The sequence below is a fragment of the Bifidobacterium subtile genome, from assembly GCF_000741775.1.
Classification (GTDB): Bacteria; Actinomycetota; Actinomycetes; order Actinomycetales; family Bifidobacteriaceae; genus Bifidobacterium; species Bifidobacterium subtile.
The window spans coordinates 578,084-598,366 of record NZ_JGZR01000006.1 but is presented as its reverse complement, the minus strand read 5'-3'; the positions used below and the strand labels follow the sequence as shown (position 1 = coordinate 598,366).

Annotated in this window: 17 protein-coding genes; 2 read left to right on the top strand and 15 right to left on the bottom strand. The window is 62.6% G+C overall.

Going from position 1 to position 20,283, the window contains the following annotated elements; genetic code table 11:
• Positions 1-63 precede the first annotated feature (63 nt).
• From BISU_RS06860 to ptsP, 4 genes are all read right to left on the bottom strand, one after another.
• A complete protein-coding gene (locus BISU_RS06860; protein ID WP_024463288.1) occupies positions 64-621 on the bottom strand; it encodes a hypothetical protein in 558 nt (185 codons plus the stop codon).
• 216 nt (positions 622-837) lie between these two features.
• On the bottom strand, positions 838-2,520 hold the full coding sequence (locus BISU_RS06855; RefSeq protein ID WP_024463287.1) for a C69 family dipeptidase: 1,683 nt from the start codon (positions 2,518-2,520) through the stop codon (positions 838-840).
• Positions 2,521-2,817: 297 nt separating this feature from the next.
• Positions 2,818-3,378: a YbhB/YbcL family Raf kinase inhibitor-like protein gene (locus BISU_RS06850; protein ID WP_024463286.1), complete on the bottom strand. Its 561-nt coding sequence runs from the start codon at positions 3,376-3,378 to the stop codon at positions 2,818-2,820.
• A gap of 423 nt (positions 3,379-3,801) precedes the next feature.
• Positions 3,802-5,451, bottom strand: a complete 1,650-nt coding sequence (ptsP, locus tag BISU_RS06845) for a phosphoenolpyruvate--protein phosphotransferase (protein ID WP_024463285.1) — start codon at positions 5,449-5,451, stop codon at positions 3,802-3,804.
• 176 nt (positions 5,452-5,627) lie between these two features.
• Between ptsP and BISU_RS06840 the strand changes: the two genes are divergently transcribed.
• A complete protein-coding gene (locus BISU_RS06840; RefSeq protein ID WP_024463284.1) occupies positions 5,628-5,897 on the top strand; it encodes an HPr family phosphocarrier protein in 270 nt (89 codons plus the stop codon).
• A 124-nt stretch (positions 5,898-6,021) separates the two neighbouring features.
• Here the strand turns inward: BISU_RS06840 and BISU_RS06835 are convergent, their stop codons facing one another.
• The 3 genes from BISU_RS06835 to BISU_RS06825 all read right to left on the bottom strand — a co-directional run bounded on the left by BISU_RS06835 (position 6,022) and on the right by BISU_RS06825 (position 8,429).
• A complete protein-coding gene (locus BISU_RS06835) occupies positions 6,022-7,551 on the bottom strand; it encodes a PTS ascorbate transporter subunit IIC (RefSeq protein ID WP_024463283.1) in 1,530 nt (509 codons plus the stop codon).
• Positions 7,552-7,600: 49 nt separating this feature from the next.
• A complete protein-coding gene (locus BISU_RS06830; RefSeq protein ID WP_024463282.1) occupies positions 7,601-7,873 on the bottom strand; it encodes a PTS sugar transporter subunit IIB in 273 nt (90 codons plus the stop codon).
• 106 nt (positions 7,874-7,979) lie between these two features.
• Complete coding sequence (locus BISU_RS06825) at positions 7,980-8,429, bottom strand: PTS sugar transporter subunit IIA (RefSeq protein WP_024463281.1); 450 nt, start codon at positions 8,427-8,429, stop codon at positions 7,980-7,982.
• Between the two features lie 537 nt (positions 8,430-8,966).
• Here BISU_RS06825 and BISU_RS06820 point away from each other — a divergent pair.
• Positions 8,967-10,043: a LacI family DNA-binding transcriptional regulator gene (locus BISU_RS06820; RefSeq protein WP_024463280.1), complete on the top strand. Its 1,077-nt coding sequence runs from the start codon at positions 8,967-8,969 to the stop codon at positions 10,041-10,043.
• Between the two features lie 47 nt (positions 10,044-10,090).
• Here BISU_RS06820 and BISU_RS06815 read toward each other — a convergent pair whose 3' ends face one another.
• The 8 genes from BISU_RS06815 to BISU_RS06780 all read right to left on the bottom strand — a co-directional run bounded on the left by BISU_RS06815 (position 10,091) and on the right by BISU_RS06780 (position 20,261).
• On the bottom strand, positions 10,091-10,837 hold the full coding sequence (locus BISU_RS06815; RefSeq protein WP_024463279.1) for a GntR family transcriptional regulator: 747 nt from the start codon (positions 10,835-10,837) through the stop codon (positions 10,091-10,093).
• Positions 10,838-11,027: 190 nt separating this feature from the next.
• Positions 11,028-12,416, bottom strand: a complete 1,389-nt coding sequence (locus tag BISU_RS06810) for a PTS ascorbate transporter subunit IIC (RefSeq protein ID WP_024463278.1) — start codon at positions 12,414-12,416, stop codon at positions 11,028-11,030.
• Between the two features lie 112 nt (positions 12,417-12,528).
• Positions 12,529-12,825: a PTS sugar transporter subunit IIB gene (locus BISU_RS06805; protein ID WP_024463277.1), complete on the bottom strand. Its 297-nt coding sequence runs from the start codon at positions 12,823-12,825 to the stop codon at positions 12,529-12,531.
• 4 nt (positions 12,826-12,829) lie between these two features.
• On the bottom strand, positions 12,830-13,279 hold the full coding sequence (locus tag BISU_RS06800) for a PTS sugar transporter subunit IIA (protein ID WP_024463276.1): 450 nt from the start codon (positions 13,277-13,279) through the stop codon (positions 12,830-12,832).
• 448 nt (positions 13,280-13,727) lie between these two features.
• Positions 13,728-14,882: a DNA polymerase III subunit delta' gene (locus BISU_RS06795; RefSeq protein WP_024463275.1), complete on the bottom strand. Its 1,155-nt coding sequence runs from the start codon at positions 14,880-14,882 to the stop codon at positions 13,728-13,730.
• Entirely contained in the window at positions 14,879-15,661 is a 783-nt protein-coding gene (tmk, locus tag BISU_RS06790; RefSeq protein WP_024463274.1) for a dTMP kinase, read from the bottom strand. Before tmk ends, BISU_RS06795 begins: the two co-directional genes overlap by 4 nt.
• Complete coding sequence (gene topA, locus BISU_RS06785) at positions 15,661-18,687, bottom strand: type I DNA topoisomerase (RefSeq protein ID WP_024463273.1); 3,027 nt, start codon at positions 18,685-18,687, stop codon at positions 15,661-15,663. The genes tmk and topA overlap by 1 nt, the downstream gene beginning before the upstream one ends.
• A gap of 95 nt (positions 18,688-18,782) precedes the next feature.
• Positions 18,783-20,261 (bottom strand): phosphatase PAP2 family protein, encoded by a 1,479-nt coding sequence (locus BISU_RS06780; RefSeq protein ID WP_024463272.1) that lies wholly within the window; start codon positions 20,259-20,261, stop codon positions 18,783-18,785.
• Positions 20,262-20,283: the final 22 nt, after the last annotated feature.

The following is a 20,283-nucleotide window of genomic DNA, read 5'->3' as shown; positions in this document are numbered from 1 at the left end:
GTGGATAGCATGGATTTGGCATTGCGCTCCCTGCCGTTGCCATCGGCGAGGAACACAGCATCATCAGAACCAGAGGCCCGATGAGAGATTGGGGTTGATGAGGCCGACCAGCAGCGTGACGACAACGGTGATAAGAGACAGCACGCCGCCGACGATCGCGAAGATGCGGGCCGTGCGGGAGCGGCCTTCGCCTTCATCATCCATATTCACCATAAACCCAAGGATGGAGAGGATCAGGCCGATCACGCCGAAGGGATTGACGTACTGGTTGAATCGTTCAAGCACGACGAATGTGGCGAGCAATGAGACCACCAGCCCGGCGATGGCGAAGCCGTTGGGCCCTTTCTTCACCGGTCTCGGCGTGTAAGGCGCGGGCTGGGGCGCCGCCGGGCGCATCATCGGCGCGGGGGCGTACGGCCTTGGAGATCCCGGATCCATCGGTCCGGCCGGCCGCGGCCCGCCAGGGAAGGGCATGGCACCGGGCTGCTGCTGGCCGAACTGCGGCCCGTTGCCGACCGGGAAGCCCGGCTGCTGCCCCACGGGCTGCGCGCCCGCAGGATTCAGACCGGCGGGATTCGAACCGGCGGGATTCGCGCCTGGCACTTGCGAAAAGTCATTCATGGGTATCTCCTTCGAGGTTGGCACTGCTGGAAATAAGCACTGTTTAGATAGGCACTGTGTGGATAAGCACTGTGGCAGTCGGGCACTGCCGCAGTCGACTGTCAGACCGGCTGCTGCAGGCAGACTGCCCTATCGCCGCAGTCCGAAGCGCACGGCCGCGTAATGCTTTGGGGACCAAGGGGATTGCAGAGGCAACGACGAGCACAGCGACGGTCTTCAGTTATCGGAGCGGTTGAAGCCGTTGCTCATCGTCATGCTGGTGGTGTACAGCACAGCGTCGAGCAGCTCATCAGTCTGCGCCTTGAGCTGGTCGGCCATCGCCTGGTTGGCGGCGGCCAGCATTTCACGCACTTCGCCGTTGCGCGTGGCAGTGGGAATTTCGCCCGGTTCCATTGGCTGGATATCGTTGTCGATGTCGTCAGTCACTTCGATATCGTCGATATCGTCATCGGCCTCAGAAGCTTCGTCATCTGCGCTGTCGGCCAGCGACACGGCCGTATCGGCCGCGCTGTCTGCCTCGACGCCAGCTGCGATACTGCCCAACTGCGCCACCTGCTCATCAGTGACAGTCACCATACGGTGTCCCATGCCGCCGATTTTCTCCTGGTAACGCTCGACCGCGTTCGCGGTCTCGGCGAAGGCCGAGTTGCACAGCGCCGCGATGATGCGGTTCTCCCAGTAGAAGTTCTCCGAGGTCACGCGCGTGGTGGTGTCAGCCAAGTAATCCGGCGTTGTGTCGACGTTCGCGTAGAACGGCACGAGCGCGTTGAAGGGGTTCGAGCCGTAGGCCATCCATTGGATGGCGCGGCTCGCCTGCGGCTGGTAGGGGCGAATCTGGATGACCGCGAGCTGGCTCTGCCGATTGATGCCGATGGTGCGGAACATATGGCGCGTATGCTCGTCGCCGAGCTTGCCGTACGGGTCGTACGGCGTGCCCTGATAGTGCGAGCTGAGCACATATTTGACGTCTTCGATGGTGATCTTGCGATCCGGCTGGCGCGCCCACGGGATGTCGTCGCTGTCCGGGCTGTGGTCGGCGTCCGGCCCGTCCCAGACCTCGTCGTAGGGATTCAGGAAGCGCTGCATGAACCACGCGCGCGGCGTGTTGTACACATGATCGGAGTCGGAATGCGAGCCGAAGGCGTCGCGCGGGTTGAATGGCGTGGTCGATTCGACGGAGAGGTCCAAGTGGTTCGTCTCGATGAACTCGGCCAGGTCGGCGGAGCACATATGGTCTTCCTGATCTCCGAGGGCGTCGTCAAGGTCGAATTCGTCGATGCCGAGTTGATTCGGCATGGTGACATAGGCCTCGTCCGGCACGCGCTTGGCTATCCAGTGATGGCCGCCGACCGTTTCCAGCCACCAGATCTCGCTCGCATCGCCGAACGCGACCCCGTTCATCTCGTAGGTGCCGTACTGCTCAAGCAATGCGCCCAAGCGGGCCACGCCTTCGCGGGCGGTGGTGACATACGGCAGCACGATGGTGAGGAAATCCTCCTCGCCGATGCCGCCAGGCACTTCCGGCTCGTATTCCGGCTCGCCTGCTGTGCCCTTCGCTGCGGTGAGCTCGACCATCGGGTCGGCGCCGAGCACGCGTTCGTTGGTGGTCAGCGTCTCGGTGGCGCTCATGGCGACATTCGCCTCATTGACGCCGGCCTCGCCCCAGATGCCGTCCTTGGCATCGGCGTTCGGCACCGCGCTGTATTGCAGCGGATCATCCGGCAGGTCAAGCTCCACATGGCTGATGACGCTGCGGTAATGCCGAGGCTGTTCGCTCGGCTTCACGACGATGAAACGCTTGGGGTTGAACTCGCCGTTCGCCGAGTCCTCGTTGCGGGCGATGATGGTCGAGCCGTCATAGCTCACGTCTTTGCCGACCAGAATCGTGGTGCAGGCCATATGCTGTTGCTTCCTTCTGCTGTGGTTGCTATGCGGATATCGCCGCATAATGATTGTGTATTGCGATGCTATTGAACGCTATTGAGCCGGCACGGATCCGTGGCTCAGGAATGCAAATTCACGCATGCGGCCAGCCGATTGCCAGACACGCCAACTCCTGACATGCCACTGATGAATTCATTTGTCAGATTACTCTGCCGTCGGCGAATCACAGTAACGCCGATGGTCTGGCATGCAGTCGCGTGACTGGACGAAGCGCAGAGCCGCCCGACTTTCGGCCGCATAATCGTATGGCGTTCAGTCGTTTTTCGGGCTATACGACAGGACGATGCCGCCATGATCGAGCGGACCTTCGTAGCCGTGCAGCGCGTGCAGCAGCTCGTTGAGCCAGAAGCCTTGGCGCAGCTCCGGCAGCGGCGAAGCAGTGGCCCAGACCTGCAGCTCATAGCCATGCACCGCGTCGGGCGGCGTGGGACCGTTATAGCGCATGGTTACAGCCGGATCGCTTTTCCCGACGAATTTGCTCGCCGCCGAAGTGCGTCCCTGGATCGCCTCAGGAATCATCGAAGGCAGCGTGCGCGAGAAGTCCGGCGGAATCTGCAGGGCGTGCGAATCGTTGAAATCGAACATGAGCGCGTCGATGGGCACATTGGCCACGGACCAATGAATCCATTCAAATCCGCATACGGGAATCGAGTCGGGGTCGACGAATTGCCAGTGCAAGTACTGCGCGGACGGATCAATGCCATCGATGTAGAACGAGAAGGAGACGACGGGCGTCCCGTCGATGAGGTTCTCCGGCGGCGCGGCTGCGGCGAACTCATCGGGGACGACGGTGAAATCAGCTGAGACTCTCATGAATCCAGTATCCCCCACCGCGGTGACTTGCCCCGAGAGAATAACGCGAGAATAGCGAATTGCTGCCATATTGCGCGGCATCCGGTGTGTCGCGTTTTGCACGCTAACGCCAGTGTTCCGTATGAAATGCTACGCAGAACAGCCGGTGTTCATAGTCTTTTGTACGTTACCATGACCTTGACGTACAAAATACGACGGGAAATAGCTGTTCTGTGTAGCGTTTTGTACAGTAAGCCTGACTTAGCGTACAAAAGGCTATGCGGGGGCATTCGTATGCTATGTGCAGATGCGCAGCACCCCACATGCCAGCGGGCCCACATACCAGCGGGGTCCTGCGCATATGTGCATGCGCGGGGCCCTGCTGATTGATGGCGTCGGTTTGGCCGTGCCGGAATCGAACCCGACAGGTCAATGGATGATGAATTACTCCGCCGGGTGATAGAACTCGCCGGCGAGGGCCCGCTTGGCCTTCTCCTGCGCCTCTTCCAGCGTGTGCTTGGCCAGTTCGGCACGCACGTCGTCAAGAGCCACAGGGGTCATCGACAGCGAGGTGACGCCAAGACCGGCGAGCACGACGGCCAGATCGGGGTCGGCCGCGGCCTCGCCGCACACGCCCACCGGCATGTCGTGCGCCTTGCCGGCGTCGGCGATGAGCTTGATGTTGCGCAGCACGGCAGGATGCCAAGCGGTCTGGTAGTTGGCCACGGAGCCGAGCGTGCGGTCGGCGGCCAGCGTGTACTGGGTCAGGTCGTTCGTGCCGATCGACACGAAGTCGGCCACTTCGGCGACCTCGTTCGCCATCAGGGCGATGGAAGGAACCTCGGCCATCGAACCGACGAACTTCAGGCCCTTCGACTTGCCGAGCTTGACGAAGTATTCGCTCTCATACTGATCGGCGATCATCGGGGCCATGACCCACAGGTGCGCGTCGGTGGCGCGATCGGCCTCAACGAGCGCTTCGAGCTGGTCTTCGAGCACCTGCATATGCGCCTTGAGCGTGCGCAGGCCACGCAGACCGAGCGCCGGGTTCGGCTCGTCCTCGGGGGTCAGGAACGGCAGGGGTTTGTCCGCGCCCGCGTCGAGCATGCGGATGACGACCTTCTTGCCCGGGAAGCGGCTGAGCAACTCCGCATAAGCCTTGGCCTGCTCCTCGACGCTGGGCGGCTCGGAATTGCCGATGAACAGGAACTCGCTGCGGAACAGGCCCACGCCCTCAGCACCATATTCGAGCGCCGCATCGGCGTCCTGCGGCTTGCCGACATTCGCCAGCAGCGGGATGGGCGTGCCATCCTTGAGCGCGCCGGGCTTGCCGCGCAGGTCCTTGGCCTGAGCAGCTGAGGACTGGGCAGCCTTGGCCGCCTCGATTTCCTTGTCGCTCGGGTCGACGGTGATTTCGCCCTTCGCGGCGCTGACGATGACGGTCGTGCCATTGGTCAGATCACTGGCTCGGGATGCGGAAACCACGGCGACAATGCCGCGAGCACGGGCCAGAATCGCGGTATGGCTCGTCGGCCCGCCCTGAGTGGTGACGATGGCCAGCGTATTGTGCATATCCAGCGCAGCCGTATCGGCGGGAGACAGATCTTCGGCGACCAGCACGAACGGATGGTCGCTCTGCGGCACACCTGGGGCGGGAACGCCAAGCAGATTGGCGATCACGCGCTGCCCGACATCATGCAGATCGCCCGCGCGCTCGGCCATGTAGCCGCCGAGCGAGGTCAGCGTCTGCTCGAAGCCGGCAAAGCCTTCGAACACCGCGCGGTCAGCGGTTTTGCCCTGCTCGATGAGCTTGCTGATGGAGTCCAGCAGAGTCGGATCCCCCGCCATCTGCGCCAAGGCTTCAAGTATTGCCGCTGCCTGCCGGGTTCCCTCGTCGCCATGCGACGCGGCCTCGGCGCGGGCATTCAAATCCGCATTGACCGCGTCAAGCGAGGCCTTGACGCGCCTGATCTCGCTTTGCGCATCCAAGCCTGCGCCACGCGCGATGTCCTGCGGTTCCTGCAGCGCCGAGGCCATACGGATAACCGGCCCTATTGCCGTGCCACGGCCAATGCCAACACCTGTAATAATCATCAGAGTCCTTTCCCCAAATCTTTGTCAGTATATCCACACACCTAGAAAAACCGGCTGCAAGGAGGCGAGTCAACTCGCAAGCTGGATTTTCCGCACCCATGCTAGAATGAGGCGCGACAACGATTATGTCGAAGCATGCTCACCCGGGCACTGCTCAAAACTCAAAGGAGCGTTGCATGTCAACAGCAACCCGCACCATCACCATCACCGATCCCGTGGGCATCCATGCGCGCCCGGCCTCCCAGTTCGCGCAGGCGGCCGCCGCCAGCGGAGCCAAGGTGACCATCTCGAAGGATCCCAGCAGCGCAGGCGTGAACGCCGGCAGCATCCTGTCGGTCATGGGCCTGGGCATCAAGCAGAACGACGAGGTGACTATCACCGTGGACGGCGACGACGCCGAAGCCGTGGCCGACAAGCTTGCCGCCACTATCGCCGCGAGCGAGTGATCTCCAGCTTTTAGGCGCAGCATTGCATGGATAAAGCATGCAATGACCAAGTGATGCCGGACGCAGCGAACTGCGTCCGGCATCACTTTTCTATGCGTCAGTTAGGGTTTCAGATTTTCTGGACTCAAGCCTGGGCCGCGTCCGCATTCTTCGCAGCCTTGGCAGCCCGAGCAGCAGCCTTGGCGGCCTTTTCCTCAGCCTTGACCTGCTCAGTGAACTCAGCGTGCTTGACGCCGGGCAGCCAGCCTTTGTTCACGACCTTGACCTGCCAGACCCAAGCCGCGGCGAAGAGGATGACCGCGAAGACGAACAGCGAGATCGCGCCGCCCACCGGGCCCAGATGCACCAGGTTGCCGACGGCAATGCCGTACCAGCCGAAGTCCGCGTCGCCGAAGGTCGAGTTGGACAGGCCGAAGCTGCCCATGACGGTCATCAGGGCTGCGGGCAGGAAAGTGATGAGCATACCGTTGATGAATGCGCCCGCGATGGCGCCGACACGCCCGCCTGTCGCGTTGCCGAACACGCCGGCACCGCCGCCGTCGAAGAAGTGAGGCACCATGCCGGGCAGGATCAGGGCGACGCCCCACACCGGTCCGAGCCACACCGCGATGATGCCCAGCGCCACCAGTCCGCCGACGAAGCTGGAGAGGAAGCCGATCAGGGATGCATTCGCGCCATACGGGAACACGATCGGGATGTCGAGCGCAGGCTTTGCGCCGGGCACGACCTTGTTCGCGATGCCTTGGAAGGCCGGGACGAGCTCGCCCAGGATGATGCGCACGCCGTAGAGGATGATGCTCACGCCGATGCCGAACTGCAGGGCCTGCGCGAACGCGGCCATGAAGAACGAGCCGTAGTTATCCGGGTTGGAGGCGAAGATCTTGAACGCGGTCTTGGCCGGCAGCACGATGGCGCCCCAGACGGAGAAGATCAGGTACAGGATGACCATGAGCAGCGTGGTGGAGACCATGGAGTCGCGCAGGAAGCTCAGGCCCTTGGGGAAGTTGATGTCCTCAGTGGACTTCGACTTCTTGCCGGCGGCTGCGCCGACCGCGCCCGAGACGATGTAGCCCAGCGTGTTGAAGTGGCCGATCGAGAGCTTGTCGCTGCCGGTCACGCGGTTCATGAACGGCTGTGCGAAAGACGGCATCACTACCATGATGACACCCATGAGCACCGAGCCGAGCAGCACGACGAGCCACTGGTTCTTGGCGCCGAAGCCGAAGGACAGCACGATGGCGAGCATCATCGACATGAACACCATGTGGTGACCGGTGAGGAACACGTATTTGAGCGGCGTGAACCGTGCGGCCAAGAGCATGATGACGAAGCTGAGCACGATGATATAGGCCGAAGCCGAGCCGAATTGGCTGGAAGCCTGGCCGACGATGACCTCATTGGTCGGCACGACGCCGTGAGCGCCGGTCGATTTGAGCACGAGCTCGCCGAACGGGGCGAGCGCTGCGGTGACGACCGTGGCGCCGGCGCCGAGGATCAGGTAGCCCATGGCGGCTTTCAGCGCGCCCGACACGACCTGACCGACGTTGCGTTTGAGCGCGATCAGGCCGACTGCGGCGACGATGCCGATGAGGTAGGCGGGAACGTTCAGAATCTCCTTGCTGATGAAATTCAGCACGAGCATGAAGACATTCATGATGGTATCTTTCTATATTGATGGGTTCCGCTTCATCGCGGCAACCGCATCAGTCGGCGTATTTCTCCAGAATTGCTGTGATCTCGTCGGCGTCCATGAAGTTGTTCACGACTTCGACGGGGGTTGTGGTGCCTTCGAGCTCCGGCGCCAATTCCGCGGAGGTGAGCACGAGATCGTTCATGTTCGCAGTGCCCTTGGCGCTGCCGGCGTCGGACGTCGTGACGGTGACGTCCATGTCAAGATCGGCTGCGGCGGATTCGACGTTGATCTTCAGCAGCACCGAAGTGCCGATGCCATTGCCGCATACGCATAGGATGTTCATAATTCCTCAATTCTTAATCTTGGTTCTTTGTTGACTTGGGTTTGCTCGGGCGGATGAGCCGCGCCGAGACAGTAGGCGTTCCGGCAGGATGCGCTGCCGGGGACGATCAGGATTTCAAGATGGCACGGATGTCGTCAGGCGTGGAAGCCGCGGCCAGCTGCGCTCTTTTGTCTGCATTCGACAAGGCCGAGGCGATCGCCGACATCACGACGATATGCTCGTTCTCATCACGGCCGGCCAGACCGATCACCAGCGACACCGGATCGTTGCGCTTGCTGCCGAATTCCACCGGCACACTCAGCTGCACCCAGCTCAGCCCAGTGTGCAGCACGGCGTCCGACGGCCGGGAGTGCGCGAGCGCCATGCCCGGAGCGATGACGATGTACGGCCCCATCTTCTCGACGGTGTCGATCATCTCCTCGGTATAGGCTTCGGTGGTGAATCCGGCGGCGACCAGGCCTTGCCCCGCCAATCGGATGGCGCCCTTCCAGTCTTCGGCCTCAACATCCAGCAGAAACGAGCTGTCGGGCAGGAATCCATCGATGTCAGCGGACATGGGTTACGTCCTTTCTTGAGTTCGGCGCACTTCGCATGTCGCATCAGCGCGCATCCTGTGTTCGGTCGGACTCATGCCCGGCGCGAATCGGGTACTTGCGTTCGATGGCGACACATCGTGATCGTGAGGTCTGGCCAATCGCTGCCAGCCTTGCCCAGAATGCGTATGACCCGCCTTAGGGTCGTGCTTTTCCGCAGCCGCCGTGCCGAGGAGGGACGAATCATTATCCGACCTCGTCGTAGCGCTGCAGATGATATTCGCACCTGCGTCCGCCATCGGAGTTTTCTCCAATGACTCTTAAGTATACACCTAAAATCGGCTTGTTATAAAAGGTAAACGTTTTCTGAACAATCGTCGAATACGCGTATGATTGAGACTAAGGCCGGCCAAACGCAGCAGGAGCGGACAGCAACCGGAATCGATGTCCGCAACGCCGCGGTTGCTGAAAACGAGTACCCTGCCAAATATGGACTCTTCCGCGAACTTGCCTGCACGAGGACAGGCCGAGGCCGGAGACACCACCAGTTTGGAGCAGGAATGATACCCGATTCGACGATGCCCGTCTCGAACGCTTCAATCACCGATGTCGCAGCCATGGCCGGCGTGTCTACGGCGACGGTGTCGCGCGTGATCAACGGGCAGCGCACTCAGGACGACAGCATCGCCCGGCGCGTGCTCAAAGCTGCGGATGCGCTGCACTACTCCGCCAACAATGCCGCAAGCACGCTGCGCAGCAATGTGACCCACCTGCTCGGCCTTGTACTGCCCGATCCTCATCAGGCGCTTGCGGCAGGACTGCTCGCCGAACTGGAGCCGGCCGTTGAAGCCACAGGCCGCCAGCTGCTGGTGGGCATAGGCCCCGATGCGCAAACCCAGCACGACCGCATTGCCGCCATGGCCGCTCGCAAGGTCGACGGGCTGGTCATCGTCCCCCCCGTCAATGCACAGCCTGACCATGAGCTGGAGGCTCTCGCCAAGCTGCTGCCCATCGTGCAGATATCCGGAACCGTCATCTCCTCGCGCATCAACTGGATCGGCGTAGATCAGAGCGCTGCCGTGCAGATCACCCTCGACCACCTTTCGGCGCACAACGCGAGCGCCGTGGCCTTCTTCGGCGACAATGTCGATTCCGACGATGCCGCGGAACGGTACACGACCTTCCAGACGTCGATGAGCATGCGCAATATGGACAGCGAACCGGCGTGGAGCACCTTCGGCCCGAATACGGTCAAGCGCGGATACGATGACGCCATGGCGCTTTTCGCGGCGCCAGGCAGACGCCCCGACTCCATTATCTGCTCCAGCGACGTCGTTGCCGCAGGGGCGCTGCTCGCTCTGCACGAGCTGACGGTGCAGGTTCCCGAGGAAGTCTGCGTGATCGGCGCAGGCGACACGTCGACGACGCAAGCCGTGCACCCCACCTTAAGCTCGCTGCGCCCGCCAATCGCATCAATGGCCAAAGAAGCCTTGCGCCTGATATGCAAAGGACCCGCAGGCAAACGCTGGCTGCCTTCCCATACCGCATTCCCTCCGCAACTCATCGAGCGCGAGTCAACGGCGACGCCGCGCTTCGGCAGCAGCGACATGGAGGTTCCCGACGCCGACCTGAGCTGAGTTGAGCGGCCCACGTTATCCTGATTCGTTACGACAAGTGCGAGCCGCTACTCCTGAACCGGCCCGACATCCTTCTGAGCCCTGATGACGAAGCGCACCTCGGCGTCGCGCGGAGGATGCAGGGCGACGCCGAAGGCGATGATGGAGCCGAACTCATCGAAGACCGTGGAATCCATCGCCAGCACCGGCGTGCCGTCATCGACGCCGAAGTACCCGGCGATATCGTCATGGATCGGCTGGAGCCGCACCACGATTTCGTTCTCGACCAATCTGACGGCGTACTGGCTTTCAAGGAACGCGTACAGCGAGCCGTTCGAGAAATCCTCGCGCAGCACCTTGGAAAAGCGCGTCGCGGGCAGGAACGTCACCACATGCTGCTTGAGATTCGACCCCACATAGCGCAGCCGCTCAATCCTGATCAGCGAAGCGTCGTCCGCCAATCCGAGCCGATTGGCCACTTCGGGGTCGCTGACCAATTCATTGCCTACGACCTTGGTGCGCACGACGTTGCCCAGATCATGCTGCTGGCGGTAGAAGCCGAGAATATGGTCGCTGATAACCTCATGCTCGGTGTTGGGACCGCCTTCGGTGCGGAAGGTCCCCCGGCCTTGGCGGCGCACGAGCAGCCCCTCCTGGATGAGATCCTCGACCGCGTGCCGCAGCGTAATGCGGCTGACACGATACTGCTCGCACAGATCGGATTCGGAGGGAAGCCGCTCCCCCGGGTCCATGCTCCGCATGCGTTCGCGCAGATTGTCTCGAACCGTCACATATTTTGGAATTCCGTCGATCATTGTCACCCTACCCCGTCTCGCCGTTCATAAAGACACGCCGTCACCTCACCATACGCGTATATGCCACCGCTATCGTCACGCGGCGCAGTCGCGCAGTGCGCCGCCAAGGCGAAGAAACCGGATGGGGACCGGCCGGAACAAGTCCGATCAGCCCCCATCCATCCGATTTTCGCACGCCGCCGTCGTCGCGTTATTCGGTCTTGGCGACTGCAGCGGCCTTGCTCCGCTCATGACGGGTCATGAGCAGCGAGGCGAGATAGAAGACCACCACGGCGATGATCACGCCGGCAATCAGCGCAATCTGCCCGCCGGATTTGCCGATGTAGCCGAAGATCACGCCAGCCACGCCGAAATCGGCGTCCGAGTAAGTCGCATTGGCCAAACCGACATCGCCCAATACCGGCAACAGCAGCAACGGCAGGAAGGTGATGGCCAAGCCGTTGGCGAAGGCGCCAAGCACCGCGCCGCGCCGTCCGCCGACGCCGTTGGCGATCACGCCAGTGGCCGCGCCGGTCATGAAATGCGCTACGATGCCGGGGATGATAATCGTGGCGTGGGCAACAGCCATGATGGCCATGCCTACGATGCCGCCGACGAAGCTCGACAGGAAGCCGATCAACACGGCGTTGGGCGCGAAGGTGAAGGTCATCGGCACATCAAGCGCCGGCTTCGCATTCTTGACCAGCTTCTCGCTGATGCCCTTGAAGGCCGGGACGATCTCGCCCAGGACCACGCGCACACCGGCCAGGATGATGAACACGCCAGCCGAGAAAGTGGCGGCCTGCAGCACCGCGAAGACGAGGAAGTTCTGCCCGCCGCTCAGCTTCGCCTCGATATAGGCCGGGCCGGCGAACAGCGCCACAATGACATAGATGACCGCCATCGACAGCGCCACGATTACCGTGGTATCGCGCAGGAAGCCTAGTCCTTTGGGGAATTTGATGTCCTCGGTGGACTTCGAGGGATGCTTCTTCGAGCGTGTCAGCATGGCGACCAGGCCGCCCAAGGCGATGCCCGCGCCGCCGGTGTGGCCCAGCGCCACCTCATCGGTGCCGGTCGCCTGCTTCATGAAAGGCTGCACGAGGGCCGGCGAGACCGTGACTATCAGTCCCTGTGCGATCGAGCCCCAGAGCAGCACGCCCCAGGTCGGCAGTCCGGCTACCTCGAAGATGACCGCGATCATCGTGGCCATGTAGAAGGCGACGTGCCCTGACAGATAGATGTATTTGAAGCGCGAGGTCATCGACAGCAGGATATTGACGATCATGCCGAAGAAGAAGATCAGCGCGGCCTCGGAGCCATACTTCACCAGCACGGTGCCGACGATGGCCTCATTGTTCGGCACGACGCCCTGCACATGGAAGGCGTGCTGGAACATGTCGCCGAAAGGCGTCAGCGAATTGCTCACCACGCCCGCGCCGGCAGCCAGCACGAGGAATCCGACCAAGGTGCGTATGGTGCCCTGCATGACGTCGGTGGCCTTCTTGCGCTGCAGCGCCAGACCGATCAGGGATATCAGCGCCACGATGACCGCGGGCTGGCGGAAGATGTCCAATAGGACGGAAAGGAACCCGTTCATATCACTCTCCTTTGAGGATGTTATTCGTTATGGGTGAATGCCGGGCCATCGACGGCCCGGCATCTGTTTGACCTGTTTGCCTTGTTTGCCTTGTTCGACTTGTTTGCCCGGCCTACTCGTTCGGCACTGCGACGCCATGGCGTTCGAGGGCGGCGGCGACTTTCTCCTTGATCTCGCTCATGTCGATAAGGCTGTTGAGCACGACGACATCGCCGTTCTTGCCTTCGGCGGCCTCAGCGATATCACGCCCGACGAACACGACGTCGGCGCTGGCCGGTGTAACCGACGACAGATCGGTATGGTCGGTTTCGATGCCGTCGACGCCGAGCTCCTTCAAGGCCTTGTCGATGTTGAGCTGGGTCATGAAGCTGGAGCCGAGTCCAGTGCTGCATGCTGTGAGAATCTTCATAGGATCACCTTTCTTCTTCAAAAATGGATCTGATCTCATCTGCTGTCGTCGCTGCGTTCAGCGCGCCGCGCCGTTCGCCGTCGGTCAGCAGACCAGCCAGATCCTGCATCAATGCGATGTGGGCGTTGGCGTCCTTCGCCGCCAAGCAGAACATCGTGGAAATCGGATGCTCGGCGCTGTCGGCCAAGAGGAACGGCGTCTCGACCTGCAGCACGGATAGCGCCGTGGCATTGACCCCGGATTCAGGCCGCGCATGCGCCAGCGCCACGCCGCCGCCCAAATCGATGTACGTGCCGCCCGGACCAGCAATCGAGGCCTTTATCGCCTCGACGTATTCCGGTGTAATTGCGCCGTTGAGTAGCAATGGCGCGGCCGCAATGTCAACGGCCTGACGCCAGCCGGTGACGCTTGGGCGATGCAGAATCGATCCTGGGTCCACATATTGGCTGAGCACTGCCCCTCTCCTTTCGACTATGAAACGCCATCTGCTTCGGTGCTTGGCGATGGTTAGCGGTGTTTTTACTTGGCTTTTGCTCGGTTGAGTTATGTTGCTTATGTCGCCAATTCCGCAATGGTTCATTCCACCCGCAATGGCATATTCATCATAACGTCATATCATTATAATGTCATATTCGGCGAGTTGTGGAGTGGGAGCTGACGTTCCTCCCAATGGAATCTGGCTCACCGTCATATTCGGAAACCTCATAGCCACGATTTTGGGGCACACAAACGTTGCTTTGTGTACGCTAACGCGACGCTGCCGTGCAAAAGGCAACGTTTTGGAGGCTTGAAACGTGCCATTTTGTACGGCAAGGCCGAGTTAGCGTACAAAAGGCGACGCATTCCTTGCGGTTTTGCCCGCGACTCGCCACCGAGCCGCCTACCGAGTCGTTAGTGAGCCGCTACCGTGCCATGAGGGCGCAGAACAGGGCTTCGAAGACGAGTGTCGGGTTGCCGTTGCCTGCGAGCCTGCGCCGCGCGGTGGCGATGTCTTCCAGGCATTGCACCGCGCCGGCGCGGGTGAGGTGAGCCGACAGCTCGGTGATGGGCGTGCGGTTCTCCAGATTGATGAGTCCGACCGCGTCCTCGGCATTGTTCTGCAGCACGGCGACATCACGGTAGATGCTGGCGACCGAGTTCAGCGCACGGTCCAGCACATCGCGGCTGCGGCGCGTGGTCTGGCGCTTGAGCACATCCTTCTTGCCGATCGCGTTGAATGCCCCGCGCAGCTTGGGCGGGATGCGGTCCTTCGGCCCCAGTCCGTTGATGCGACGGAATTGGGCCTTGTGCGCTTCGGCCTGACGCTGCACGTCCGCCTGCGCCTGGCCTGAAGCGTTGTCGATCAGGCTTGCCGCCAGCAGCACGGCGTCGGAGGCGCGTTCCAGACCTAGCACGCCGACGATCAGCTCATCGCGGTCGGCCATCACCTGATCATCGTTGGCATACAGCCGGGCCACGCCGATATGCCCTTCGGCCAGCCGAGCGGCCCGCATGGCAACGTTGCGATCCACATGGTCCTGCGCGACCAGAAAATCCGCGACGGCCTGCGCGGAAGGCACGGCGAGATTGATGATTCTGGTGCGCGAGCGAATCGTGGGCAGCACGTCTTGGGCGCTGGGCGCGCACAGCAGCCAGATGGTGTGCGGGCTAGGTTCCTCGATCTCCTTGAGCAGCACATTCGTCGTACGCTCGAGCATGCGGTCGACGTCTTCGATGATGATGATGCGCCACGGCGCGGTGCTCGGCGTCTGCTCGGCGGTTTCGATCAGGCCGCGCACCTCGTCGATGCCGATGGTGACCTTGTCGGTCGCCAGCACGGTCACATCCGGATGTGTGCCGGCGAGCACCTGCGCGGCAATCCGCGTCGGTTCCGCGCCCAAGCCGTGATCGGGGCTTTCCAAAGCCGCTGCGAAGGCGCGGGCGATATTCGAGCGGCCCGAGCCGGGAGGCCCGCAGATAAGCCATGACTGGGCGATGGCCTTCGCATCCCCGGCGGCGATGGCGGAGAGCTGGCCGACGACACGCTGCTGGCCGACGATCGAATCCCAGACGCTCATCGCATCTCTCCCTGCGATTCGTCAGCGTCCATACCACCAGAAACCGAGTCGCCGGAAGCCATGCCGCCAGCCAGCAACGCATCGAAATCGGCCCTGATCTCCTGCCAGACGACCTCAACGGGTCGCGCGGCATCGATGACTCTGAACCGCCGCGGCTCCTCGCGGGCAAGCTCAAGAAAAGCCTGCCGCGTGCGATGCTGAAACGCCGCACCCGCCGATTCCATGCGATCCTCGCTGTGGGTGAGCCGACGATGCGAGATATCCGTATCCATATCGAGCAGATAAGTGCGTGCGGGCAGCAGCGAGCCGCTCGCCCAGAGATTGAGCCGGCGCACGGCCTCGACAGTCAGTTCGCGCCCGCCCGCCTGATAGGCAAGCGAAGAGTCCAAGTATCGGTCGGTGATCACGATGCCGCCACGTTCCAGAGCCGGGCGGATCACCTGCGCGACATGCTGCGCCCGGTCGGCGGCGAAAAGCAATGCCTCCGCACGTGCCGCGATGCCAGCATTCCGGGCAGCGTCTTCTGCAGTGCTGTCGGCTTTCTGCGCATTCCTGCCGTCAAGCCGCTCAGCAGCCCCATCAGTCCTGTAGGCCTCAGGAATTTCGGGAACCCCGTGCAGCAGCAGTTGGCGAATGGCCTGTCCCAAGGCGGTGCCGCCCGGCTCGCGCGTAACGGTGACCGAGCGCCCTAAGGATTCGGCGTACTGGCGCAGACGCTCCACCTGCGTGGTCTTGCCTGCGCCGTCAACGCCTTCGAAGGAGATGAACAGCCCTGCCATCACTGGGCCTTGGCCGCAGCGCTCTTGCGGGTGGTCACGCCGCTCCTGGCGGATCCGGCCTTCGCCGTGCTCTTAGCGGTCGTGGACTTCTTTGCGGCGGTTTTCTTTGCAGTGGTCTTTGTCGCGGCGGATTTCGCCTTCGACGTCGTCGTCCGGCGCCCCCGGCGTTTCGCCGGCCCGGCCGCACGCTTCTCGGCTAGCAGCCGCAAAGCCTCCGCCACCTCGATCGATTCGGGCGTGTACTGCTTGGGCAGAGTCCGGTTCGTCTCGCCATCGGTGATGTACGCGCCGTAGAACCCATCTTTGATCGTCACGTTCTTGCCGGTCTCAGGATCGGCCCCAAGCTCGCGCAGCGGCGGCTTGGCAGCGCCCCGGCCCCGTCCGCGGCCATATTTGGGCTGGTCGAACAAGGCCTTGGCCTGTGCGATGTCAACAGTGAAAATCTCATCCTCGCTGCCCAGCGAACGCGTTTCGCTCTTGCCATCGGCGCTCGTCTTGGTCAGGTACGGGCCGTAGCGTCCGTTATTCGCCGCTATGCTCGCCTGCGAGACCTCTCCCGTCTCGGCATTGGTCTCCTCGATCGCGCCGACTTCGCGCGGCAGGCTGAGCAGCTTCAAGGCGTCCTCGAGGGTCAGCGTGTCCGGACTCATCGACTTGAACAGCGAGGCCATCTTGGGTCTCGGCGCGACCGGGGCCTTCTTCGAACGCTTCGACGCGGAACTCGCGGATCTGCCCGTTTTGCCGGTCTTGCCCTCAGCCGATCTGGCCGACCCATCCGAAGCCGAGGCTTCGCCATTCTCCGGGCTTTCGGGTGCCACAAGCGCCACATACGGGCCGAAACGCCCATTGCGCACTTCGACAGCGCCACCGGTCGCCGGGTCCTTGCCGAGTTCCCTAGGACCGGAGGAATTATGCTCGATCAGCTCATGGCCGGCCTCGATGGTCAGTTCGTCGGGAGCCATGGTGTCGGGCAGCGAGGCACGCTTGGGGTTGCCGGCGTCATCGAGGTGATTCATATCTTCGAGGTACGGCCCATAGCGTCCGACGCGAACGTGCAGCCCATCGCCGATGTCAATCGTGTTGATGGCCCGCGCGTCGATCTCGCCCAGCTGCGCGACCTGCTGCTGCAGGCCCTCGTGGGCTTCAGCGGCGCTCCTCGCAGAGTCCTCGCCGGAGCCGAAGTAGAATCGCGTCAGCCATTCCTTGCCGGTCTCTTTGCCGTGGGCGATCTGGTCAAGCCCGTTCTCCATATCGGCGGTGAACTCGTAGTCCACGTACTTGGGGAATTTCGTCTCGAGCAGCTTCGTGACCGCGAAGGCCAGCCAAGAGGGTATCAGCGCACGACCGCGTTCGTAGATGTAGCCGCGATCGATAATCGTCGAGATGATGCTCGCATAAGTCGAAGGCCTGCCGATCTCCTTGGCTTCAAGCGTTTTGACCAGCGAGGCCTCGGTGTAGCGCGCGGGCGGCTGGGTCTCGTGCCCGTCGGCGGATACCTGAGAGGCATGCAACTCATCGCCGACCTTCATCGGCGGCAGGGATTCGTTTTCATCGGCCGATTTGCGCGGATTCGCATCCGATTTGCCCGGCTTCTCGCTCTCGGCAGTCCGCGCCGACTGCGATGCCTGCGATGTACTGCCGGCAGCGCTGGAACGCCCGGAAACAGCCCTGAGGAATCCAGGAAACTCGATAACGGTGCCCGACGCCTGGAAAATCGCCTCGCCCTGCTGCCCGGCAGGCACAGAGAACCTGACCGTGGCCGTCGATCCTGTCGCGTCGGCCATCTGCGAAGCCAGCGTGCGCTGCCAGATCAGCCGATAGAGTCTGAGCTGATCCGGGGGCACTTTACCATTCAGCTCGTCCGGATCGCGGAAGCGCGAGCCGGCAGGCCGGATGCACTCATGGGCCTCCTGCGCTCCTGCGGTCTTCGTGGCATACTGCTTGGGCTTATCAGCGAGGTACGACGCGCCGAAATGGAATTCGACCGCATCGCGAGCAGCGCTGATAGCCTCCTGCGACAGCGTCACCGAATCGGTGCGCATATAGGTGATGTAGCCGTTTTCGTACAGTCCCTGCGCGGCGCGCATGGTCTGGCGCGAGCTCATCGACAGCCGGTTGCCTGCGGTCTGCTGCAGCGTCGACGTGGTGAATGGCGGCATCGGCCGGCGGCGGTAGGGCTTCGATTCGTTCGAGACCACCGTGAACACGGCATTCCGCACCGACTTCGCGAGCGCTGTGGCGCCGGCCTCGTCAAGCAGGCAGACGTTGTCCTTGAACCCCGTCGGAGTGAGTTTGCCGTCATCTCCGAAATCCTTCGAGACGGCCAGCCGCTTGCCGCCCAGCGACACGAGTCTGGAAGCGAAATCGACATCGTCGCCCTGAACGCCCGGCGCCCCTAATATTGCCATGACATCCCAGTATGCGGCCTTCACGAAGGCCATGCGCTCACGCTCACGCTCGACGATCAGTCGCGTCGCCACGGACTGCACGCGGCCCGCCGACAGCCCCGGTCCGACCTTGCGCCAGAGCACCGGGGACAGCTCATAGCCATAGAGCCGGTCGAGCACGCGGCGCGTCTCCTGCGCGTCGACCATGTTGCCGTCCACGTCACGGGTCTCAAGCAGCGACGCCTTGATGGCCTCCGGCGTGATCTCGTGGAATACCATGCGTTTGACCGGGACCTTAGGCTTGAGCGTCTGCACGAGATGCCAGGCGATGGCTTCGCCTTCGCGGTCCTCATCAGTGGCCAGGTAGAGTTCGTCGGCATCCTTGAGGGCCGCGCGCAAGTCGGCCACGGTTTTCTTCTTGTCGGAGCCGACAATGTAGTACGGTGCAAATCCGTCGTCCACGTCGACGCCGAACTTGCCGAATTTCGCCTTCTGCGCCGCGGGAACCTGACTGGGCTGGGCGAGGTCGCGGATATGCCCCACCGATGCCATCACGGTATAGCCGCTGCCGAGATACCCCCCGATCTTCTTGGCCTTGGTCGGGGACTCCACGATGACGAGCTTGGTGCCGTTTGCCATTGCCCCTCCTTGTTCTGCTGTCAGTTCATCTGCCCTTCGGCAGCGCCATCATACGCATGCGGTATGTCGAAGCGCCAAATCCGGTGCGTGCCGCCTTAGCGTTTCGGCGGCCGTTGCGGCGATTGCGCCGGTGGAGTCGGAGGTTCGGGCGGCGCTCCGACAAGGCCGAATCTCGACAGCGGCGACGCGGTCAGCTGGCGCATCGCCAACACCAGGCCGAAGACCAGTGCGCTGGCCGCCGATATGAGTACCACAGCGGAGACGATGGCGCCGCCGTGGGTCCATCGTTCGCTCAAGGCCAGCCCGGGGTCGAGCTGCCAGATGATATAGCCGGCATACAGGCTGCCAAGCACGCCAAGGGTGATCATGACGCTGGCGACGATTTGCACGCTGGGGGAAGAGGCCCGCCTGCCCGGCTCGTCCATGCCGGATTTGCCAGTGAAGACAAGCGCCAGCAGAGTTACCGCACCTATAAGCAGGATGGCCATGACGACGTCGGTCGGGCGATGCCACCCGCCTACGATCACCGACAGCCCCACCAGCACCGCGTAAATGCTGGCCACGAGCGCGACCAGCGCCCGCCAGGCGCGACCGACCGCGATGAGCAGCAGCACGCCGGCAGCCGCGGCCAGCAACGTATGGCCGGAAGGCGCGGAATTCTTCTGGCTGGAAAGGATATTGCCGATGAACGGTCGCGGCAGCACATCCTTGAGATAGTGGACGCCCCAGAACAACAGCCCGACGGCGGCCAGCTGAGCGAGCAGCCACCATCTGCGACGCAATGCCGCCACTAGCGCCGCGACGACGATGATGGCGACGCTGAACCCGATCACCAGGTAGGAGTTGGTAAACGCGTCGGTCACCGGCCTGAACCAGACGGCGATGGAGTCGGACAAGCCGTTGTATACGATCTCGTCGTAATTCTGGCCGTTCATGGTGCGCACGCCCAGCCACCACACGCCTGCGGCGAGGGCCGCGAACACCAGACCGAACACCGCGCACAGGACTCGACTCGAGATTCTCGGGCGCACGGTCAGCGGGTCGAGACGGGCCAGGCCATGGTCAAGATCATAGTCAAGGTCGCCCGGCAACGCATCGCCCGGCAACGCGGCCGACTGCCCCTGCGGACCAGCAAGACCCGACAGATCATCGGCCTGATTCCGCCCATCCTGCGCTCCTAGGGAACCCTGTGTTTCCAAGGGATGCAGGGAATCCGTGCCGGCGTCCGCAGGGCTCTCATAGTTCGAAGGCTCAGCTGCCGCAGACAACCGGGGAGACGTGGCGGGCTTGGGCAGCGGCGTGAATACGGGCATGGGAGCGCCGGGCGAGGAATTCGCTTGCGCCGCCGCATCGCGATCGGGTTCCTGCTCGTCATCGGATCGGGAACCGTCAGCATGCTCGCCGTTCAGCGCATCAACGTTGGCCGTCGTCGTGTCAGCCGCATCGTCTGCGCCGTCAGGGGTGTCCGCGTCCGCATCTTCGGCATTGCGGGCGTTGTCGCGCACGTCACCGCCTGCATGCGCATCGTTCGTCGCAGCGTCAGGTTCAAATTCGGATTCGGTTTCGTCGCTCATGATTCACGACTCTACGGCCAAG

Excerpts from the sequence above, each read along its gene's own strand:
- BISU_RS06795 (WP_024463275.1), bottom strand. The coding sequence starts at position 14,882 with ATGAGCGTCTGGGATTCGATCGTCGGCCAGCAGCGTGTCGTCGGCCAG.
- BISU_RS06860 (WP_024463288.1), bottom strand. The coding sequence starts at position 621 with ATGAATGACTTTTCGCAAGTGCCAGGCGCGAATCCCGCCGGTTCGAAT.
- BISU_RS06855 (WP_024463287.1), bottom strand. The coding sequence starts at position 2,520 with ATGGCCTGCACCACGATTCTGGTCGGCAAAGACGTGAGCTATGACGGC.
- BISU_RS06815 (WP_024463279.1), bottom strand. The coding sequence starts at position 10,837 with ATGATCGACGGAATTCCAAAATATGTGACGGTTCGAGACAATCTGCGC.
- BISU_RS06780 (WP_024463272.1), bottom strand. The coding sequence starts at position 20,261 with ATGAGCGACGAAACCGAATCCGAATTTGAACCTGACGCTGCGACGAAC.
- BISU_RS06835 (WP_024463283.1), bottom strand. The coding sequence starts at position 7,551 with ATGAATGTCTTCATGCTCGTGCTGAATTTCATCAGCAAGGAGATTCTG.
- BISU_RS06830 (WP_024463282.1), bottom strand. The coding sequence starts at position 7,873 with ATGAACATCCTATGCGTATGCGGCAATGGCATCGGCACTTCGGTGCTG.
- tmk (WP_024463274.1), bottom strand. The coding sequence starts at position 15,661 with ATGGCAGGGCTGTTCATCTCCTTCGAAGGCGTTGACGGCGCAGGCAAG.
- BISU_RS06825 (WP_024463281.1), bottom strand. The coding sequence starts at position 8,429 with ATGTCCGCTGACATCGATGGATTCCTGCCCGACAGCTCGTTTCTGCTG.
- BISU_RS06805 (WP_024463277.1), bottom strand. The coding sequence starts at position 12,825 with ATGAAGATTCTCACAGCATGCAGCACTGGACTCGGCTCCAGCTTCATG.
- BISU_RS06810 (WP_024463278.1), bottom strand. The coding sequence starts at position 12,416 with ATGAACGGGTTCCTTTCCGTCCTATTGGACATCTTCCGCCAGCCCGCG.
- BISU_RS06820 (WP_024463280.1), top strand. The coding sequence starts at position 8,967 with ATGATACCCGATTCGACGATGCCCGTCTCGAACGCTTCAATCACCGAT.
- ptsP (WP_024463285.1), bottom strand. The coding sequence starts at position 5,451 with ATGATTATTACAGGTGTTGGCATTGGCCGTGGCACGGCAATAGGGCCG.
- topA (WP_024463273.1), bottom strand. The coding sequence starts at position 18,687 with ATGGCAAACGGCACCAAGCTCGTCATCGTGGAGTCCCCGACCAAGGCC.
- BISU_RS06850 (WP_024463286.1), bottom strand. The coding sequence starts at position 3,378 with ATGAGAGTCTCAGCTGATTTCACCGTCGTCCCCGATGAGTTCGCCGCA.
- BISU_RS06840 (WP_024463284.1), top strand. The coding sequence starts at position 5,628 with ATGTCAACAGCAACCCGCACCATCACCATCACCGATCCCGTGGGCATC.